The organism is Bacillus cereus group sp. Bce041 (genome assembly GCF_052646455.1).
Window position 1 is genome coordinate 1,048,824 of sequence record NZ_JBQXON010000001.1, and the last position, 17,136, is coordinate 1,065,959.

The window sequence follows — 17,136 nt, forward strand, 5'->3', positions numbered from 1 at the left end:
TGTAGGAGGATTACAATGAATATTGAAATAAAAGACACTTTAATTTCTGAAGAACAATTACAAGAAAAAGTAAAAGAACTAGCACTTCAAATCGAACGTGACTTTGAAGGAGAAGAAATCGTAGTCATCGCTGTACTAAAAGGATCTTTCGTATTCGCTGCTGATTTAATTCGTCACATTAAAAACGATGTAACAATCGACTTTATTTCTGCATCTAGCTATGGAAATCAAACAGAAACAACTGGAAAAGTAAAACTATTAAAAGATATCGACGTAAACATTACTGGCAAAAACGTAATTGTCGTAGAAGACATTATCGATTCTGGTTTAACACTTCACTTCTTAAAAGATCACTTCTTTATGCATAAACCAAAAGCGTTAAAATTCTGTACGCTACTTGATAAACCTGAGCGTCGTAAAGTGGACTTAAAAGCTGAATATGTTGGCTTCCAAATTCCAGACGAATTCATCGTTGGATACGGTATCGACTGTGCGGAAAAATATCGTAACTTACCATTTATCGCTTCAGTTGTAACGGAATAATATAATAAAATAAACTTTCATCAATTACTGGTGGAAGTTTATTTTCTATCACAATTCGTAAAAGACAAAGGGAGAGAAAAAAATGACAAAGACAAAATTTGAAAAAGTACTCCTCATCGTAAATCCGAAAGCTGGTCAAGGTGACTTACATACAAATTTAACAAAAATCGTACCACCTCTTGCCGCAGCTTTTCCTGATCTACATATCCTTCATACGAAAAAACAAGGTGATGCAACAAAATATTGCCAAGAGTTTGCTAGTAAAGTAGATTTAATTATCGTCTTTGGTGGGGATGGAACAGTATTTGAATGCACAAATGGCTTAGCACCTCTCGAAACTAGACCTACACTTGCAATTATTCCAGGTGGAACTTGCAACGACTTCTCTCGCACACTTGGTGTTCCGCAAAACATTGCAGAAGCGGCAAAACTTATTACAAAAGAACATATAAAACCAGTTGACGTTGCAAAAGCAAATGGACAACATTTCTTAAACTTCTGGGGGATTGGTCTCGTATCTGAAGTATCAAACAATATCGATGCAGATGAAAAAGCAAAGCTTGGTAAAATCGGTTACTATTTAAGTACAATTCGAACTGTAAAAAATGCTGAAACATTCCCAGTAAAAATTACTTATGACGGACAAGTATATGAAGACGAAGCTGTCCTTGTCATGGTTGGAAATGGTGAATATCTTGGTGGTATTCCATCCTTTATTCCAAACGTAAAATGTGATGACGGAACACTTGATATTTTCGTAGTCAAATCAACAGGTATTCAAGCATTTAAAGATTACATCGGAAAGAAACTATTCGAGGATTCAAATGAAAATGACATCTTCCACGTAAAAGCGAAATCCATTCATATTGAAACGAAAGAAGAAAAAGAAGTAGATACAGATGGAGAAAGTTCGCTTCATACACCTTGTCACATTGAATTATTACCAGGACACTTTACGATGATTTATAATCCTGCGGTTGTGTAAAGAAAAAAACGAGTGCTAGCACTCGTTTTTTTCTCTTCTAATCTAGTTATGTCGTTGAATCATTTCTTCTATTTCTTTAACTCTTTCTAAAGTAATTCCATTCCTTTGTTCGATCGCTAAAGGATGCTCGGTTGGCTCTAATTCAACATACGGTGCCGTTCCAACTTCTCTTATATGTACATTTGTTTTTAAATTTAATGTTTCTGGATAAAATGGTATTTCTACAGATAACCAACCAAAATAAGGATCACTATTTTCTCGGCCTCTCTCATCCCACTTTTCTAATACTTCATCATAACTTTCTTTACTAAGTGATACCCAAACAGTCCATATGAAATTTTCGTGGTAATCAATGATAGGAATCTCTAAACATCCTCTAATAAAATAATGTTCATCATCCATTACACAAAGATCTGATGTTAAATGGAAGCGTTCCTCTCTTTCATGGGGCGCTACCTCGTAATAATAATATGGTGCTTCACTTCCGTAGCATAGAGGTAGTGCAAAACGATGCATTTGTACTTTTTCTCCGGATTTTCTTCTTCTTTTCATTTATTATTCTTTCTCCTATCCTTTTCAGTCACAATCAAACTCTATCCAATTTCTCCAATGCGTATTAGCATTAGCATTTTCATTCACAATAACACTTGGATCTTTCTTCTCTATTGCAGCGGCTACTGATTGGAAGAATTCATTTTCACTTACTTTTTCGTCTTCAACATGTTTCCATTCTTCCGTTTCATACGCTAGTTCCCAATTACCTTCTAAACCGAACTCTTCTAAAATCTCTTCTTTACTCCACCATAATAATGTTCTAACTTCTTCATTAGTAGCAAGCATACGCATAAAGTATGTTGGATAATGCTCTGTCGTTTGTACTTCTATTCCATTATTTATATAATCCTCTTCTGTAAATTCATATTCAAAATGCTGCTCACGAATTTTTAAACTGCCGTTATAAATATTCGGCATAAATTCACCTTCATCATTAAATAACTCATAATTGCCATCATTTAATTGTAAAATGCAATCATCACCCATTGAATGAGTAATTCTATCTCCATATACTTGAATATCATTACATACACCTAATGAACCTACACCAACAAGTTGAAACACCATTAACCAATCCTTAGTATCTTTAAAGAAAAGAGAGAATTTCACTTGCGAAATATCCATATATTCATTATCAAAGGCAGGAAATTCATAGTTACTTTGCTTTTTATCTAATAGTTTTAAAATATCTTTTTGCATATGTATCATCTTCACCCCGATATAAACAAAAATATTTTTTTAATTTCACTAGAGTATAACATAACCATACTTACCTGTGACATTCTAATAAAACTACTAAAAAATAGAAGAATGGCTTGTTTGCATACTCTAGTTCTTTTTATGTACAATGAAGGAAAGAAGTACCTTCATATAAGGGAGAGGACAAACTTTGTTCAACCAACAGTTAGTTAATTTACGCATTGATTTTGCATTTAAACAATTGTTTGGTACGAATGGTAGCGAAGATATTCTAATTGCATTTTTAAATGCTATGTTACAAGAGTCTTTAGAGTCGCCCATTGCTTCTCTACAACTAGAAGATCCACATTTACACAGGGAATATGAAGAGGATAAGTTATCTATTTTAGACATTTCAGCGACATTAGACACAGGAACAAAAGTTAATGTAGAAATACAACTCAATAATAATCACGATATGGTTAAACGCAGTTTATATTATTGGGGAAGGCTATACACATCTCAACTACAAAAAGGGATGCCCTACAGTGCACTTCACAAAACCATCACCATAAACTTACTAAACTTCGCAATGTTTTCGGAACACCCAGCCTTCCATACAACGAGCGTATTATGGAATACACAACAAAAAAAAAATCCTGAGTGAAGACATAGAAATCCACATTATAGAAATTCCAAAGTTAACTGAACAATGGCATGAAGAAAAAGTAAATCCGTGGAAAGATCCATTTGTTCGTTGGCTTTTATTGCTTTCAGCAAATGAGGATGAGCACTTAACTAAACTATTGGAGGATATTGCTATGAACCAAGACCCTATTTTACAAAAAGCGATAAATAAATGGGAACGTATGAGTCAAGATTCATCTTTCCGACAAGCCTATGACGCAAGGGAGAAAGTTTTAATGGATGAAGCAGCAAAATTCGCCCATGCAGAGACAGAAGGAATAAAAAGAGGAATGGAACAAGGAATTAAAAAAGGACTTGAAAAAGGGCTTGAAAAAGGCATTGAAAAAGGCATTCAACAGGGGAAAATTCAAATGATTAAAAATATGTATGATCTTGGTATACCACTTGAAACGATTGCTAAGGCAAGTAAATTAAGTTTGCATGAGATTGAGCATATTTTAGGACATAAATAGCCATGAAAAAAGAGCTTGAATAGTTTCAGCTCTTTTTTTATCAACTCTCCTCAATATCATCCAATTGAGTCTTATAACACTCATCACACTCTGGCCTCGTAGGAAGAATCCCTCTTTCATCAGGTAATAAAACCCTCAAAACTTCTCGATCCATCTCTGCGAAAGACTTTATAATAATGGGATATCCTTCAATAATATTCGTATACTCAATCCCTTGTTCAAACTTTTTTCCGCTCTTTATTTCTTCTATTATGGAACAAAAAACACTATGCGCGACTTCAGGATCCATATTTAATGTTATTTGTAAATCTTGATGATTAAGGTTCTCTCTTAGACCATTCGTATGATAATTAGCATGGATGCCATCAATATCTTCTGCTAATATGCTATGCATGTACCATCCATACTCTTGTAGCATATTTTCTTCCCATTCATCTGCATCCTCTTCTAAATCTTCATCAAACAAATCCGAATCATACCACACGTCCTCGTAATCTCCAGCAATTAAAAATCTCCAACCAGGTGGTAACCCTAAATACTTCTTTATTTCAGGTGCCCATTCATCAATATGTTGAACGTGTAAAGGAAGAAAGAAATCTTCCTCTGTCCCCATTTCTTCACCAGCCCAAATGTACCAACCTGTCGTTCCGTTTTCTATAGGCATTCGTAACCCATTAATCGGAGCGATACTATCTTTCACATTTTGTGCTATTCCTAATTTCAATTCATTCGTGGATTCTACATACTCTGCTTTATATTTATCACATATACTCATCTGTTCTTTTATGTATTTTTCCATCCTTTTAGCACACTCCCAAATTTTTGAAAGATAGATTTCTTTGCCGAAGCACTCTCTAACTTCCATACCCCACACGGGTTATAAAATGGATCCTCTTGCTCATAACGTTCATCTATATAATGAGATACACGATACACTGGAGCACCTTCTGTGAAACTAATTGTATCTCCATCTTTCAAATTAGGTTTTTCCAATATATTATGTAGGTTAAAATCATTTAATAAATCTACAGCTACTTCCGGATCTATTCCTCCGTCTAAAACAACGTCTGGTAGATTAAATGCCTGCATTCCACATGAATAATAATCGTCCTCTTCATCTCCGACTAAAGTTACAAGATGTGAATACATAGGGAAGATTTCCTTATCCTCTGCAAGCTCTTGCCATTCCTCTTTCGAATAAGCTACACCTGCTGTTTCAACTTTTAAAGCAAGCCCACCTGCATTTAAAAGTTCCATTCCTACATCAATCACTTCTTGTAACCTCTCTGTATCGTCAACTTTCGCAATAACATACACTGTATAAGTATGCTTCTCTAACTTTCGAAGCAATTCTTCATCAAAACGCTCACCACCTGCATAGAAGAAAGCCTCTCTCAAAGAAGGGTCTTGTTCATATATATCAATTTCAAAGCCAATCTCTTTCTCCTTATGTTACATAACATTTCCTGCTAATATATAGTTACTTTTACTCACAACTTCTTGTATTAATTCTGTTCTATCTTTCCATAAACCAGGTACTCCAATAACGATTTGTGTCTCCATCATATGCACTCCACTTCTCATCTATTTTCAATCTATTCTTTCAATCTTCCAAACTAAATTAGCTGGGATATCTTTCTCTAAAAAGGTTAACATCCATACAGTTTTTCCTTTATCATTCATCAGTAGCACTTTATGATTTAACTTCCAAGCCACTTCACTAACATGATGAAATATCTTTGTTAATAGGCCTTAATCAATTTCAAGCCAACCCATTCCCATAGAAAGAAATAACACTCCATTTAAATACCATTTTCATGCACACCTCATTTTAACTAAAAAAAGCGAAAGAGAACATAATTTTCACTACGCTCTCTTTCGCTTTTTCAAAAACTGTATACCTTATTTTCATTTACTAACAATCCTGAAATAAGAACGAACTGTTAAGCAATAATAACCAATATAAATAACACTATACACCCCGATGCTAATTAGTAACGGAACTGCAATTTCATACGGAATAACTGTCGCTAATCCTTTGAGCGCAAATAAAGTGTGTAATATACCAACTACTAAAGGAATAAAGAAGATAAATCTCATTTGCTTCGCAATGGCTTTTTTCATTTCTTTTTTCGTGACACCGAGTTTTCGAAGAACGATGTAACGTTCACGATCTGCATGTGCTTCTGTTAATTGTTTGAAATAAATAATAGAGCCTGTTGCAAGTAAAAATACAAGTCCTAAGAATATACCACTAAACATCATTAACCCTGACGTTTCAATACCGCTGCGGAATATTGTATAGAAGTCACTGAATTCCTCTCTTCCTTCTGCATCTTCTTCCGATATTACTTTCTTTAATTTCTCCGTTAACACTTTACTATTTCTTTCGTCTTTCACATCAATATTTTTCACAGTATGAGAGCCAATTGTCTTCTTTGCTTGCTCATACACTTCATCCGGAACGACAACTAGAAGTTCATATAAGTTTGTAATGTTTTTTGCTTGTACATCTTTCACTTGTACTGGTGCTACTTCTTCAATTGGGAATGTAGCTTTTCGATTTTTATATACGCCACTATCTCTCTTACCTTCACTGTACATGCCATCAAATGCATACAATTCGTTCTTCTTTAAATCTAGAGTTTCTTCATTTAAATATTTTGCGATTGTATTAAATGATGATTGCGCGATAAGTTCTGTTGTTCTTGATTGTAATGAAGTGCCATCACCGTATTCTCCTACTACTTTTACCGTCTCTAATTCATATTGATGAATGACTTCATTCTGTCCTTCTTTTAAAATCTCATTTACTTTACGATCTAATTCCATATCTTTCTTTTCATAAGAATAACTAACTGGATGATATTTCTTCGCCTGCATATATGTGTTGTAATACATCGTTACAGAAGTTCCAACCGCCGTTAACGTTACTGCGCTTAATACGGCAATTGTTGCTAACGATTTTGCATTTCCTTTAATGCGGTATAGTAACTGAGACGTCGTAACCATTTTCATTCCGTTATAAAATGCGGATTTTTTATTTCGCACTCTTTTTAATACAAAAACGGTAAAGAACATAAATAATAAATACGTTCCAAGTACTGTCGCTAATAAAATGTAAAGTGCAAGGGGCATAAAGTTATCACCGCTCACATTTTTAATAGCCGTTACTGACAAGAAATAACCTGATCCAATTAATAATAAAGAAATGAAAGCCATTATTTTCGAACCTTTTGGCATGACTTCGCCTTCGTTATCTGCACGGAATAGCTCGATTAACTTAAATTGATAAATAACGCGGTATCCTTTAAACGATGTGTATAAAATGATGAGACAAAAAATAACTGTTGTATCTATAACCGCTCCAACTGGTACTTCAAAATGAACATTTACATGTAGCTCTAACATATTTAAAAGTAGCTTTAGGAATCCTTTTGAAAGTAAACTACCAATTACAATTCCGATTACTAATGATAATAAACCCATTAACATATTTTCATAAAACAGCATTTTACCTATTTCTTTTTTTCGAATACCGAGTAAAGAATAAAGACCTATTTCTTTCTTACGCTTTCGTGTAAAGAAACCATTCGAATATATAATAAATATTGCAACGAAAATAATGAGCATTACGCTCGCAAGCTGGAATCCTCGTCCAATGTTATCTCCAGCTTCACTTATTTGTGAATTGTATTGCAACGCCTTAAACGTAAAATAAATGACGATGCTAAAAATCATGGAAGCAAAGTATATAAAATAATCTTTAAAATTTCGTTTTATATTACGAAGGGCGATGCTAGATAAGCTCATTTGCCGCACCCCCAGAGATTGAAGACATCATATCAATAATTTGTTGGAAGAACTGTTTTCTTGTCATCTCTTTGCGATGTAATTCTTTATATAACTTTCCATCTTTAATAAATACAACTCGTTTACAATAACTTGCCGCAAACGCATCATGCGTTACCATTAAAATCGTTACAAGATCTTTTTCATTTAATGTCTTCATACTTTCTAATAAATCCGTCGCTGACTTCGAATCAAGCGCACCAGTTGGCTCATCTCCAAAAATCATACTTGGATTTGTTACAATCGCTCTTGATGCCGCGCAGCGTTGTTTTTGTCCGCCTGAAGCTTCATACGGATACTGATTTAAAATATGATCTATCCCAAACTTCTTTGCAATCTCCTCAACGCGAGATTCTACTTCTCTCGCCTTCACCTTTGATAAAGCAAGTGGCAATGCAATATTTTCTCGCACTGTTAACGTATCTAATAAGTTATAATCTTGAAAAATAAATCCTAAATGATTACGGCGAAAAAGTGCCAATTCATCATCATTCATCTTCACAATATCTTTTCCATCAATTAAAATCTCACCTTTTGAAGCCGTATCAATAGTAGAAAGAACATTCAAAAGTGTCGTCTTACCAGAACCAGACGGTCCCATAATACCGACAAACTCTCCTTCTTTCACTTGCAGTTGAATATCTTTCAACGCTTCAAACGTATTCCCGCCTGTATCATATATTTTCGAAATCCCTTTCGCTTCTAACATTGTTTTCATCTATTTGTACCTCCTGTTATAATTCGTGGTGTTCTCTTTAAGCAACAGAATTCAGTATAGATACATTTTCTTAACAAATAGTAATGGGGTTTCTTAATATTTTCTTAAAAAGAAAAATCCAAAATCATAAGAATTGATTTTGGATTTAATATAGTTAAAATATTAAATTACATTTCGAACAAAAAGGAGCCGAATTCCCTTTTCTAATTTTCGCATCACATTTTGGGCAATATACATATCGCTCTTCTATCATTTGTCGCTCTATCATATGTAAGGATACTATTCTCATACTGCACATAATCCCAATTAATATAAGGCTAACAATGAGTAGCATACCTCTCGCCCTCCCCCTTTATCATTTTACCATAAAATAACAAACCCGATTCTCTCATCTAGAACTGGGTTTATACTTACAATCCTAACTTCACCTTCGCGCCATCAGGAATTATTTCTTCTTCTATTTGTACCTTATCGTGCACAGACTTTCCTCTCGTAATTACATGCCAGTAGGAACCTTTTTGCAATGTATCCACTCCATCAATTGTTATCTCTTTTTCGTTTCCATCCTTATCATATGTGTTCACTGTGTATGCACGGCCTTTATTTCCACCTAAATCTTTTCCATCGTTATCAATTACCGCATAACGATATTCTAATTTAAGAAACGGATTCATGGAATCTACTGTAGCACTCCCATTTAACAAATATGCCGCTCCTGCTATGATGACAAGTAATGATCCTAAAATAAATCTTTTCATCTATATTCCGCCTTTCATTATGTTTTTCTATAAGACCTTTCTAAGTATAGAGAGCATTTCTTAATAAAAACTCGTGCGGTTTCTTAACTTTTTCTTAATGTCACAGGGCTTTGCATCAGCACTTCGATAAATAAAGCCATATTAATAATAAAAGGAGGCTGCCGCCTCCTTTATTTACTCATCACTGTATTTCTTTTTTGTCTGTAAAAATAAAACACACTCACAATCAATGCAATACTCCCGCCAAAATACAAACCATACTCTATCGCAGCTGCTACAATCCTTTCAATATGTTGTCCAAATAAAGAACCGAGCAAAAAATAAACGAGTGTCCAAACAAATCCTGTCGTATAGGAATACAAAGCATATATCCGAAATGACATGTTATTCATCCCAACTAAATATGGTACGATATGTCTTACAACTGGTATGAAATAGCTTGTAACTAACGCGTACTGTCCGTATTTATCAACCATTTCTTGTGATTTCATCAAATACTTCGCTTTTTTCTTTTTCATTAATTTATGGAGTACCTTCGTTCCAAAAACCTTCCCTAATATATATCCTAAAGAAAGCCCTGATACAACACCTAAATATGTTAATACGAATGAAGGAACAACACTTAATATACCTACTGAAGATACGAAACCACCACTCATAACAATCATTTCATCTGGAATTGGCATACCGATAATCCCTAACCATAAACAGAAAAATAAAGCCCAATAACCGTATTGTTCAATATAAGATAATAATTCATGTAATTCCATTATGCATATGCTCTCCTTAGTTCTTTTTTGCAACTAAAGACGTAGGCTGGCGGGAAATTGAGCCATACTTTTTCTAGTGTAATTTCAGGGAAGAAATGCTGTATAAACCCTTTTTTCACAAGTGAATATTGAAATGTAATGAACTCACCATTCTCATGTATCGCTTCCATCGCATTATTTAAAATGCGCTTTGAAACTTCTTCTGGTAAAGAAGTGAAAGGCAACCCTGATAAAACGTAATCAATGCCTTCTATATTGAGCTCCTCCATATACTTCTTTATATTTTCAGCTGAACCGTGTACAACAATGACATTCTGCTCATCTTTAAACTTTCTTTTTAATTCTTTGAAAAATACTTCATTAATTTCAATAAGAAGAAATATCGTTTCCTTCTTTTTTCTCTTCATAATCTCTTTCGTAAAAACCCCTGTGCCAGGCCCTAACTCTACAATACATTTCGCTTTATTAAAATCAATTACATCGACCATTTTCTTTGCTAATATTTTTGAACTTGGCGCAATTGCACCAGTATGTTTTGGATGCTTTATAAATTCATGTAAAAATGTAATGAGCTGCATGTAAACCTCTCCTCATTCGTTCGATAGTTTTTAACTTGTGTCTAAGTATAACTATCGTTTCTTAATAAAAATTGAGGAAGTTTCTTAAGATTTTATGAAGAATAAAAAAAACAGCTATCGCGTGTAGCGATAGCTGCCCCTTATTACTTCGCACTCACGATCTTATAATAAGAACGAACCGTTAAGAAGTAATATCCAATATAGATGACACCGTATACTCCAATACTAATGAGAAGAGGCATCATAATTTCAAATGGTAATATATTTGATAAACCTTTTAGTGCAAATAAACTGTGTAAAATACCGATTACTAACGGAATAGCGAAGATAAAGCTTACTTGTTTTGCGATAGCTTTCTTCATTTCTTGCTTCGTTACACCAACTTTATGAAGGACAATGTAACGATCACGGTCAGCACTTGCTTCTGTTAATTGTTTAAAGTAAATGATTGAGCCTGTTGCTAATAGGAATACTAATCCTAAGAATAACCCAATAAACATCATTAAGCCTGTCGTTTCAAGTCCCATTTGGAATCCTGTATAGAAATCGTTAAATGGTTTTAAAACTTCTGATTCTCCAGCTGGCATAATGCTTGCTAATTTTGCTGTTAACTCTTTACTATTTCGCTCACCTTTTACATCAATATTTTTTACAGTACGCGTTTCGTTTACTTGTTTCACTTGCTCATATGTTTTATCAGGAACGATTACAAATAGTTCATTTAAATTTGTAAGGCTTCTATTATTTACACCTTTAATTTTTAATTCTTTTGACTCATTTCCAACAGGGAATACAGCTGTATTTCCTGTATAAAGAGGACCAAAATCAAGTTTCTCAATATATAAGCTATCATATACGAAAGCTTCATTCGCACTCAAATTTACAGGTTCTACATCTAAGTGTTTCACATGTTTATTAAAGCTTGATTGAGAAATAAGCTGGTACTGATTCGTAACATTATAGTGTGTGTTCAGAACTTGATCAGCTCTTTCACCTTTAAATGTTCCTTTCACAGGAATCATTTCAACTTCTGATTCATATGTGACTGGGTGATTATTCTTCTCTCCAGCAAGTATTTCATTTACTTTTTTATCTAATGCTGCATCTTTTTTCTCATAGGAATAACTATACGGCGCAGCAACTTTTGATTGCGTAAATGTATTGTAATACATCGTAACTGACGTACCAACCGCTGTTAATGTAACTGCACTTAAAATAGCGATTGTCGCCAATGATTTCGCATTTCCTTTAATACGATATAGTAACTGCGATGTCGTTACCATATTCATACCATTATAAAATGCTGACTTATTATTTCTTGCACGTTTCAATACAAATACTGTGAAGAACATGAACAGTAAATAAGTCCCTGCTACTGTCGCTAATAAAATATATAATGCAACGACCATAAAGTCTGCATACATAACTGCTTTCATGTACATTAGCGCTAAAAAATAACCTGAACCGATTAAGACAACTGAAATTAATGCCATAATGACAGACCCTTTTGGCATTGTTTCTCCTTCACGTTCTGCGCGGAAAAGTTCAATTAACTTAAAGCGATAAATTAAACGATATCCTTGAAGTGATGTATATAAAATAATCACAAAGAAAATAATTGCTGTATCAATAATAGCAGCCATCGGTACTTCAAAATGAACATTTAAATTTAATCCCATCATATTTACTAATAACTCAAGGAATAATTTCGAAAGGACACTACCAATCGCAATCCCGATTACTAATGACATTAATCCCATTAACATATTTTCATAAAAGAGCATTTTACCAATTTGTCTTTTACGAATACCTAATAACGAATATAAGCCAACTTCTTTTTTACGTTTACGTGTAAAGAATCCGTTCGAATATATAATGAACACTGCTACGAAAATGATAAGCATCACACTGGAAACTTGGAACGCTCCGCTAATCTTTTTAGAAGCTTCTGCTGCTTTTTCCATTTGTGAATTATATTGCAGTGCTTTAAATGTAAAATAAATAACGATACTAAAAATCATAGATGCGAAATATACAAAGTAGTCTTTAAAGTTCCGCTGTATGTTGCGGAGGGCAATGCTAGATAAGGTCATCAGCCATACCTCCAGAAATAGAAGACATTACGTCAACAATTTTTTGGAAGAACTGTTTACGCGTTGATTCACCACGGTGCAATTCTTTATATAGTTCACCATCTTTAATGAAAATAACTCGTTTACAATAACTTGCTGCAAATGCATCATGCGTTACCATTAAAATTGTTGAGTTATCATATTCATTTAATGACTTCATACTTTCAAGTAAATCTGTTGCAGATTTAGAATCAAGCGCTCCAGTTGGCTCGTCTCCGAAAATCATACTTGGATTCGTAACGATTGCACGTGATGCTGCGCAGCGCTGCTTCTGTCCACCAGATACTTGATATGGGAACTGACTTAAAATATGATCAATACCAAATTTCTTTGAGATTTCAAGAACGCGGCGATCAATCTCACTCGCTTTCACCTTTGATAACGCAAGTGGTAAAGCAATATTCTCTTTCACTGTTAACGTATCTAATAAGTTATAATCTTGGAAAATGAAGCCTAAATGATCGCGGCGGAATAACGCTAACTTATCATCATTCATTTTCACAATATCTTTTCCATCAATTAAAATTTCACCGTTCGTCGCATTATCAATTGTAGAAAGAACATTTAGTAAAGTCGTCTTACCAGAACCAGAAGGTCCCATAATTCCAACGAACTCACCTTCTTTTACTTGTAAGTTAATACCTTTTAACGCTGCAAATTTATTACCACCCGTGTCATATACTTTTTCAATATTTTTTGCTTCTAATACTGTTTTCATCTCGACATCCCTCATTTCTTCTATTCTCTATTTTCAACTATATACACTCTCTACTCTTGCCACTATCGATGTTTCTTACACAAACATGACAGTTATGTAAGGCACATAAGTAAAGAAATCAAAAAGTTAACGTAATGAATTAAAGTACTTTGTTACTATAACATTGGGATATCATACCATCCATTCATTCTCCTTACAGGAACATTACAATTTTGTAAGGTAAAAAATGCACCTACAAAGTTGTGCACGAAATGTCGGATGGAGCTATTTCGTTCCTGCTATTCTATGTACAGAGGAGGTCATAATATGGATTCACTTAAAAATATGAATGCTGCAATGCAGTATATCGAAAACAACCTTACACATGAAATTGATTTTAAAGAAGTCGCAAAAATAGCTTACTGCTCCGAATATCATTTCAAGAGAATGTTTTCTTTTTTAGCTGGCATATCACTATCAGAATATATTCGCTGTAGACGTCTTACTCTCGCTGCCTTTGAACTAAAAAACAGCAATGTAAAAGTCATTGATATCGCTATAAAATATGGATACAACTCACCAGATTCATTCGCTCGTGCATTTCAAAACTTGCACGGTATAACACCTTCAGAGGCCCGAAATAGTAGCCATTCTTTGAAGGCTTATTCACCAATGACCTTCCAATTATCCATTCAAGGAGGAAATGAAATGAACTATCGAATTGAAGAAAAAGAGCCATTTCGAATTATAGGTATTACAAAACGAGTACCAATCGTTTTTAACGGTGTAAATGAAGAAATTGCTTCTATGTGGAAAAGTTTAAACCCAGAGTCTATTCAAACATTAAAGTCCCTTTCGAACATTGAACCTACTGGAATTATTAGTGCTTCTACTAATTTTTCTGAAGGAAGAATGGAGGAAAAAGGAGAACTTGATCACTATATTGGAGTAGCCACAACAAAGGATTGTCCAGAGCAATTCGCGCAACTTGAAGTCGCAGCTTCAACATGGGCTATATTTGAAGCTGTCGGTCTATTTCCTGATGCATTACAAAATGTGTGGGGGCGTATTTATTCTGAATGGTTCCCTTCTTCGAACTATGAACTAGCGGAAGGACCGGAAATATTGTGGAATGAACAGAAAGATATATCTTCTCCAAACTTTAAAAGTGAAATTTGGATACCGGTTTTGAAGAAGTGATTAAAAAAACAAAGCTGCTCTTCCCTAAAAGGAAAAGCAGCTTTATTTACATTTTCAACTCTTCTTTATAAATACTATATGACTTTATTGTTGATACGATAATACATATTAATATGATTCCAATCCCCATAAAAATATTAAATGGATCTGGAAGCAAAGCCCCGGCATATATACAAAGTGAACCTATTACAAATACCCTCGAAGCAAATCTATGTGTTTTTCTCCAAACTACAGGATTTTCTAATGTCCAGTCCATTCGGATGCCTACTAACCCGTTCGGCTTCGTTTGTTGCATGCAATTACCTAGTACAAGAAACAATGTTCCAAGTCCAAAATTAAATGCAATTGAGCCCGATGCAATATAATTAGACGCTGCTAATAGTGCAAATATGTTACATCCAAATCCGATAAAGAGAATGGCATAATTAATCGCTGAAAGAACTTTGGATTGCTGTGTAGACTTATCTTTTATGAATCCAAAAACTAGCCATATCATATAGAGCACTACCATACTACCTATCGAGAATGAACTTGCTTCTATTTTAGAAAAATATCCATCTACTACTCCTGCTGCATTATAATGGCGTGGAATTTGTTCTGGTAAATATGGCCATACAATATACCATCCAATTGCAATGCCAATAATTAAACTCCATGGTAATACGTGTCTTTTCATCCTCTCTCCCCCATAATTTTTTATTAGGCCCCTATTTCTTTTTTATAAGCAATATATGAATATCCCATCGTTAATCCTACTGCACCAATAATAATTCCAACCATTACGAAAGATTTCCACGTTACTGGTGCAAAAACACTTAAAATCATAATGATCCCCAATGCAACAAACACCTTTCCGCTAAAACGGTGCGTTTTTCTCCACACTTCTTCGTTACTTAATGTCCACGGTGTTTTTATACCTACAAAGTAGTTTGGTTTACATTGTGGTAAATAGTTTCCGATGACTATAAATAAAATACCCACTAATAATTCCGGCACGCGATTAATGAATAAATTGTATCCTAATCCACTTGTAATAATATCTATATTCCCTACAAATAGTAGCAGTAGTATCCCGTTATTCATCATCATAAAAGCTTTAGAAAACTTCTCGTAGTTCGCTTTCTTTGGATCAATCTTTGGTAACACGTTTAGAAAAATATATAAAACAATCATAATTCCAACCATAGAAAGCATTCCATACAATTTAGAAGAATATCCATCTACTTTACCGCCGCTCCAATGCGTTGCAATTGTATCCGGTAAATGTGGCCAAGCAAACGCCCAAGCTAAACAAGTTATAACAATTAATAAGATTGCAAAAAGATGCTTTTTCATTTCCCCTCTTCCCCCTTATTCGTAAATGTAAACACCCAAGTCAATAAATCTTGAAAGACCGTTGTGTTTAAAGAGTACATAACGAATTGCCCTTTCTTTTCATCTTGAATAAGTTCAGCATTTTTAAGTGCATTTAAGTGGTGTGAAATACTTGGTTTTGTCATATTGAAATGTTCAGCAATCTCACCAGCGGTTAGATCGCCTTCTTTTAATAAGTCTAAAATTTTTCGCCTTGTTGGATCTGCTAATGCTTTGAATGCTTGATTCAATGTCTTTCTTCCTTTCGATAATTAGACATTTAGATATTTATCTAAATATTAAACCAATTACCGTTATTTGTCAATTTCATCCAGCGCCCTTTTTACTTTTCTCACTTTTAACCTATACTGTTTACTAGCTTATCTTTCAACATAATGAAAAGACTTGAAACACATGATACACTATAGCTACAATTGTTTTTTTGAGGAGGAATATACATATGTATAAAATTTTAATCGTTGAAGACGATCCAAATATTTCATCATTACTGCAATCTCACATTCAGAAGTACGGTTATGAGGCTGTGGTAGCGGAGAATTTCGATGATATTATGGAATCGTTTAACGCAGTGAAACCACATCTTGTTTTACTTGATGTAAACTTACCGAAATTCGATGGTTTCTACTGGTGCCGTCAAATTCGTCATGAATCTACTTGTCCAATTATTTTCATTTCAGCGCGTGCTGGTGAGATGGAACAAATTATGGCAATTGAAAGCGGTGCGGATGATTACATTACAAAACCATTCCACTACGACGTTGTAATGGCAAAAATTAAAGGACAATTACGCCGTATTTACGGTGATTATGCACCAAATATTTCTGAACGTATCGTTGAAGTAGAAGGTTTAAAACTATTCCCTGAACGTCCAGAAATTCATTTTGGATCTGAACAAGTTCTTTTAACGAAGAAAGAGGCAATTTTAGCAGAAATGTTATTATCTAAATTCCCTCGTACAGCGAGCCGTGAAGATTTATTAGCTGCGCTTTGGGATGACGAAAGTTTCGTTGAGGAAAATACATTAAACGTAAACATTACACGTCTTCGTAAAAAGTTTAATGAGCTTGGCATTGAGAACTCTATTGAAACAGTACGTGGACTTGGATATCGCTTTAACGCAACTTGGAGTGAATAAG

General features: G+C 34.2%; 18 protein-coding genes and 2 pseudogenes. 5 read left to right on the forward strand and 15 right to left on the reverse strand.

Going from position 1 to position 17,136, the window contains the following annotated elements:
• Positions 1-15 precede the first annotated feature (15 nt).
• Both hpt and ACUN13_RS05560 read left to right on the forward strand, forming a co-directional pair.
• Positions 16-543 carry a hypoxanthine phosphoribosyltransferase gene (gene hpt / locus ACUN13_RS05555; RefSeq protein WP_001019304.1) on the forward strand — a complete coding sequence of 176 codons (528 nt, stop codon included), beginning with the start codon at positions 16-18 and terminating at the stop codon, positions 541-543.
• Positions 544-625: 82 nt separating this feature from the next.
• Positions 626-1,528, forward strand: a complete 903-nt coding sequence (locus tag ACUN13_RS05560; protein ID WP_000167897.1) for a diacylglycerol/lipid kinase family protein — start codon at positions 626-628, stop codon at positions 1,526-1,528.
• 42 nt (positions 1,529-1,570) lie between these two features.
• Here ACUN13_RS05560 and ACUN13_RS05565 read toward each other — a convergent pair whose 3' ends face one another.
• Both ACUN13_RS05565 and ACUN13_RS05570 read right to left on the reverse strand, forming a co-directional pair.
• On the reverse strand, positions 1,571-2,080 hold the full coding sequence (locus tag ACUN13_RS05565; RefSeq protein ID WP_088344260.1) for a DUF2199 domain-containing protein: 510 nt from the start codon (positions 2,078-2,080) through the stop codon (positions 1,571-1,573).
• 24 nt (positions 2,081-2,104) lie between these two features.
• Positions 2,105-2,782 (reverse strand): DUF7003 family protein, encoded by a 678-nt coding sequence (locus ACUN13_RS05570; protein WP_088344262.1) that lies wholly within the window; start codon positions 2,780-2,782, stop codon positions 2,105-2,107.
• 190 nt (positions 2,783-2,972) lie between these two features.
• On the opposite strand from ACUN13_RS05570, the pseudogene ACUN13_RS05575 reads away from it, so the two are divergent.
• Positions 2,973-3,921 (forward strand): annotated as a pseudogene (locus ACUN13_RS05575) (Rpn family recombination-promoting nuclease/putative transposase).
• Between the two features lie 40 nt (positions 3,922-3,961).
• On the opposite strand, the gene ACUN13_RS05580 reads toward ACUN13_RS05575, so the two are convergent.
• From ACUN13_RS05580 to ACUN13_RS05625, 10 genes and pseudogenes are all read right to left on the reverse strand, one after another.
• Positions 3,962-4,720, reverse strand: a complete 759-nt coding sequence (locus ACUN13_RS05580; protein ID WP_088344266.1) for a DUF4262 domain-containing protein — start codon at positions 4,718-4,720, stop codon at positions 3,962-3,964.
• Positions 4,705-5,484 (reverse strand): annotated as a pseudogene (locus ACUN13_RS05585) (DUF4261 domain-containing protein). The gene ACUN13_RS05580 and the pseudogene ACUN13_RS05585 overlap by 16 nt, the downstream one beginning before the upstream one ends.
• A gap of 345 nt (positions 5,485-5,829) precedes the next feature.
• Positions 5,830-7,734: an ABC transporter permease gene (locus ACUN13_RS05590; RefSeq protein WP_025686757.1), complete on the reverse strand. Its 1,905-nt coding sequence runs from the start codon at positions 7,732-7,734 to the stop codon at positions 5,830-5,832.
• The gene (locus ACUN13_RS05595; protein ID WP_000855633.1) at positions 7,721-8,491 is read right to left on the reverse strand and encodes an ABC transporter ATP-binding protein; all 771 of its coding nucleotides are present in this window, start codon (positions 8,489-8,491) and stop codon (positions 7,721-7,723) included. Before ACUN13_RS05595 ends, ACUN13_RS05590 begins: the two co-directional genes overlap by 14 nt.
• Before the next feature lie 154 nt (positions 8,492-8,645).
• A complete protein-coding gene (locus tag ACUN13_RS05600) occupies positions 8,646-8,825 on the reverse strand; it encodes a hypothetical protein (RefSeq protein ID WP_000924676.1) in 180 nt (59 codons plus the stop codon).
• Between the two features lie 76 nt (positions 8,826-8,901).
• Positions 8,902-9,249: a YxeA family protein gene (locus ACUN13_RS05605; RefSeq protein ID WP_000819387.1), complete on the reverse strand. Its 348-nt coding sequence runs from the start codon at positions 9,247-9,249 to the stop codon at positions 8,902-8,904.
• 170 nt (positions 9,250-9,419) lie between these two features.
• Complete coding sequence (locus ACUN13_RS05610; RefSeq protein ID WP_088344268.1) at positions 9,420-10,019, reverse strand: DedA family protein; 600 nt, start codon at positions 10,017-10,019, stop codon at positions 9,420-9,422.
• A complete protein-coding gene (locus tag ACUN13_RS05615) occupies positions 10,019-10,597 on the reverse strand; it encodes a class I SAM-dependent methyltransferase (protein ID WP_025686759.1) in 579 nt (192 codons plus the stop codon). Before ACUN13_RS05615 ends, ACUN13_RS05610 begins: the two co-directional genes overlap by 1 nt.
• Positions 10,598-10,740: 143 nt before the next feature.
• Positions 10,741-12,690, reverse strand: coding sequence for an FtsX-like permease family protein (locus ACUN13_RS05620; RefSeq protein ID WP_088344270.1), 1,950 nt, complete (start codon positions 12,688-12,690; stop codon positions 10,741-10,743).
• Positions 12,677-13,447 (reverse strand): ABC transporter ATP-binding protein, encoded by a 771-nt coding sequence (locus ACUN13_RS05625; RefSeq protein WP_000859655.1) that lies wholly within the window; start codon positions 13,445-13,447, stop codon positions 12,677-12,679. Before ACUN13_RS05625 ends, ACUN13_RS05620 begins: the two co-directional genes overlap by 14 nt.
• Positions 13,448-13,753: 306 nt before the next feature.
• On the opposite strand from ACUN13_RS05625, the gene ACUN13_RS05630 reads away from it, so the two are divergent.
• A complete protein-coding gene (locus ACUN13_RS05630) occupies positions 13,754-14,626 on the forward strand; it encodes an AraC family transcriptional regulator (RefSeq protein ID WP_025686761.1) in 873 nt (290 codons plus the stop codon).
• A gap of 46 nt (positions 14,627-14,672) precedes the next feature.
• Here the strand turns inward: ACUN13_RS05630 and ACUN13_RS05635 are convergent, their stop codons facing one another.
• From ACUN13_RS05635 to ACUN13_RS05645, 3 genes are read right to left on the reverse strand one after another with little or no spacing between them, the layout of a single operon-like run.
• Positions 14,673-15,302 (reverse strand): SdpI family protein, encoded by a 630-nt coding sequence (locus tag ACUN13_RS05635; RefSeq protein WP_000820671.1) that lies wholly within the window; start codon positions 15,300-15,302, stop codon positions 14,673-14,675.
• Between the two features lie 23 nt (positions 15,303-15,325).
• Entirely contained in the window at positions 15,326-15,961 is a 636-nt protein-coding gene (locus tag ACUN13_RS05640) for an SdpI family protein (protein ID WP_000716357.1), read from the reverse strand.
• Entirely contained in the window at positions 15,958-16,230 is a 273-nt protein-coding gene (locus tag ACUN13_RS05645) for an autorepressor SdpR family transcription factor (protein WP_001070523.1), read from the reverse strand. The genes ACUN13_RS05640 and ACUN13_RS05645 overlap by 4 nt, the downstream gene beginning before the upstream one ends.
• Before the next feature lie 209 nt (positions 16,231-16,439).
• On the opposite strand from ACUN13_RS05645, the gene ACUN13_RS05650 reads away from it, so the two are divergent.
• Positions 16,440-17,135, forward strand: coding sequence for a response regulator transcription factor (locus ACUN13_RS05650; RefSeq protein ID WP_000276738.1), 696 nt, complete (start codon positions 16,440-16,442; stop codon positions 17,133-17,135).
• The last annotated feature ends 1 nt before the right edge of the window (position 17,136 follow it).

Excerpts from the sequence above, each read along its gene's own strand:
- ACUN13_RS05650 (WP_000276738.1), top strand. The coding sequence starts at position 16,440 with ATGTATAAAATTTTAATCGTTGAAGACGATCCAAATATTTCATCATTA.
- ACUN13_RS05605 (WP_000819387.1), bottom strand. The coding sequence starts at position 9,249 with ATGAAAAGATTTATTTTAGGATCATTACTTGTCATCATAGCAGGAGCG.
- ACUN13_RS05580 (WP_088344266.1), bottom strand. The coding sequence starts at position 4,720 with ATGGAAAAATACATAAAAGAACAGATGAGTATATGTGATAAATATAAA.
- ACUN13_RS05615 (WP_025686759.1), bottom strand. The coding sequence starts at position 10,597 with ATGCAGCTCATTACATTTTTACATGAATTTATAAAGCATCCAAAACAT.
- ACUN13_RS05635 (WP_000820671.1), bottom strand. The coding sequence starts at position 15,302 with ATGAAAAGACACGTATTACCATGGAGTTTAATTATTGGCATTGCAATT.
- ACUN13_RS05570 (WP_088344262.1), bottom strand. The coding sequence starts at position 2,782 with ATGCAAAAAGATATTTTAAAACTATTAGATAAAAAGCAAAGTAACTAT.
- ACUN13_RS05640 (WP_000716357.1), bottom strand. The coding sequence starts at position 15,961 with ATGAAAAAGCATCTTTTTGCAATCTTATTAATTGTTATAACTTGTTTA.
- ACUN13_RS05600 (WP_000924676.1), bottom strand. The coding sequence starts at position 8,825 with ATGCTACTCATTGTTAGCCTTATATTAATTGGGATTATGTGCAGTATG.
- ACUN13_RS05565 (WP_088344260.1), bottom strand. The coding sequence starts at position 2,080 with ATGAAAAGAAGAAGAAAATCCGGAGAAAAAGTACAAATGCATCGTTTT.
- ACUN13_RS05560 (WP_000167897.1), top strand. The coding sequence starts at position 626 with ATGACAAAGACAAAATTTGAAAAAGTACTCCTCATCGTAAATCCGAAA.
- ACUN13_RS05610 (WP_088344268.1), bottom strand. The coding sequence starts at position 10,019 with ATGGAATTACATGAATTATTATCTTATATTGAACAATACGGTTATTGG.
- ACUN13_RS05625 (WP_000859655.1), bottom strand. The coding sequence starts at position 13,447 with ATGAAAACAGTATTAGAAGCAAAAAATATTGAAAAAGTATATGACACG.
- ACUN13_RS05590 (WP_025686757.1), bottom strand. The coding sequence starts at position 7,734 with ATGAGCTTATCTAGCATCGCCCTTCGTAATATAAAACGAAATTTTAAA.
- hpt (WP_001019304.1), top strand. The coding sequence starts at position 16 with ATGAATATTGAAATAAAAGACACTTTAATTTCTGAAGAACAATTACAA.
- ACUN13_RS05630 (WP_025686761.1), top strand. The coding sequence starts at position 13,754 with ATGGATTCACTTAAAAATATGAATGCTGCAATGCAGTATATCGAAAAC.
- ACUN13_RS05595 (WP_000855633.1), bottom strand. The coding sequence starts at position 8,491 with ATGAAAACAATGTTAGAAGCGAAAGGGATTTCGAAAATATATGATACA.
- ACUN13_RS05620 (WP_088344270.1), bottom strand. The coding sequence starts at position 12,690 with ATGACCTTATCTAGCATTGCCCTCCGCAACATACAGCGGAACTTTAAA.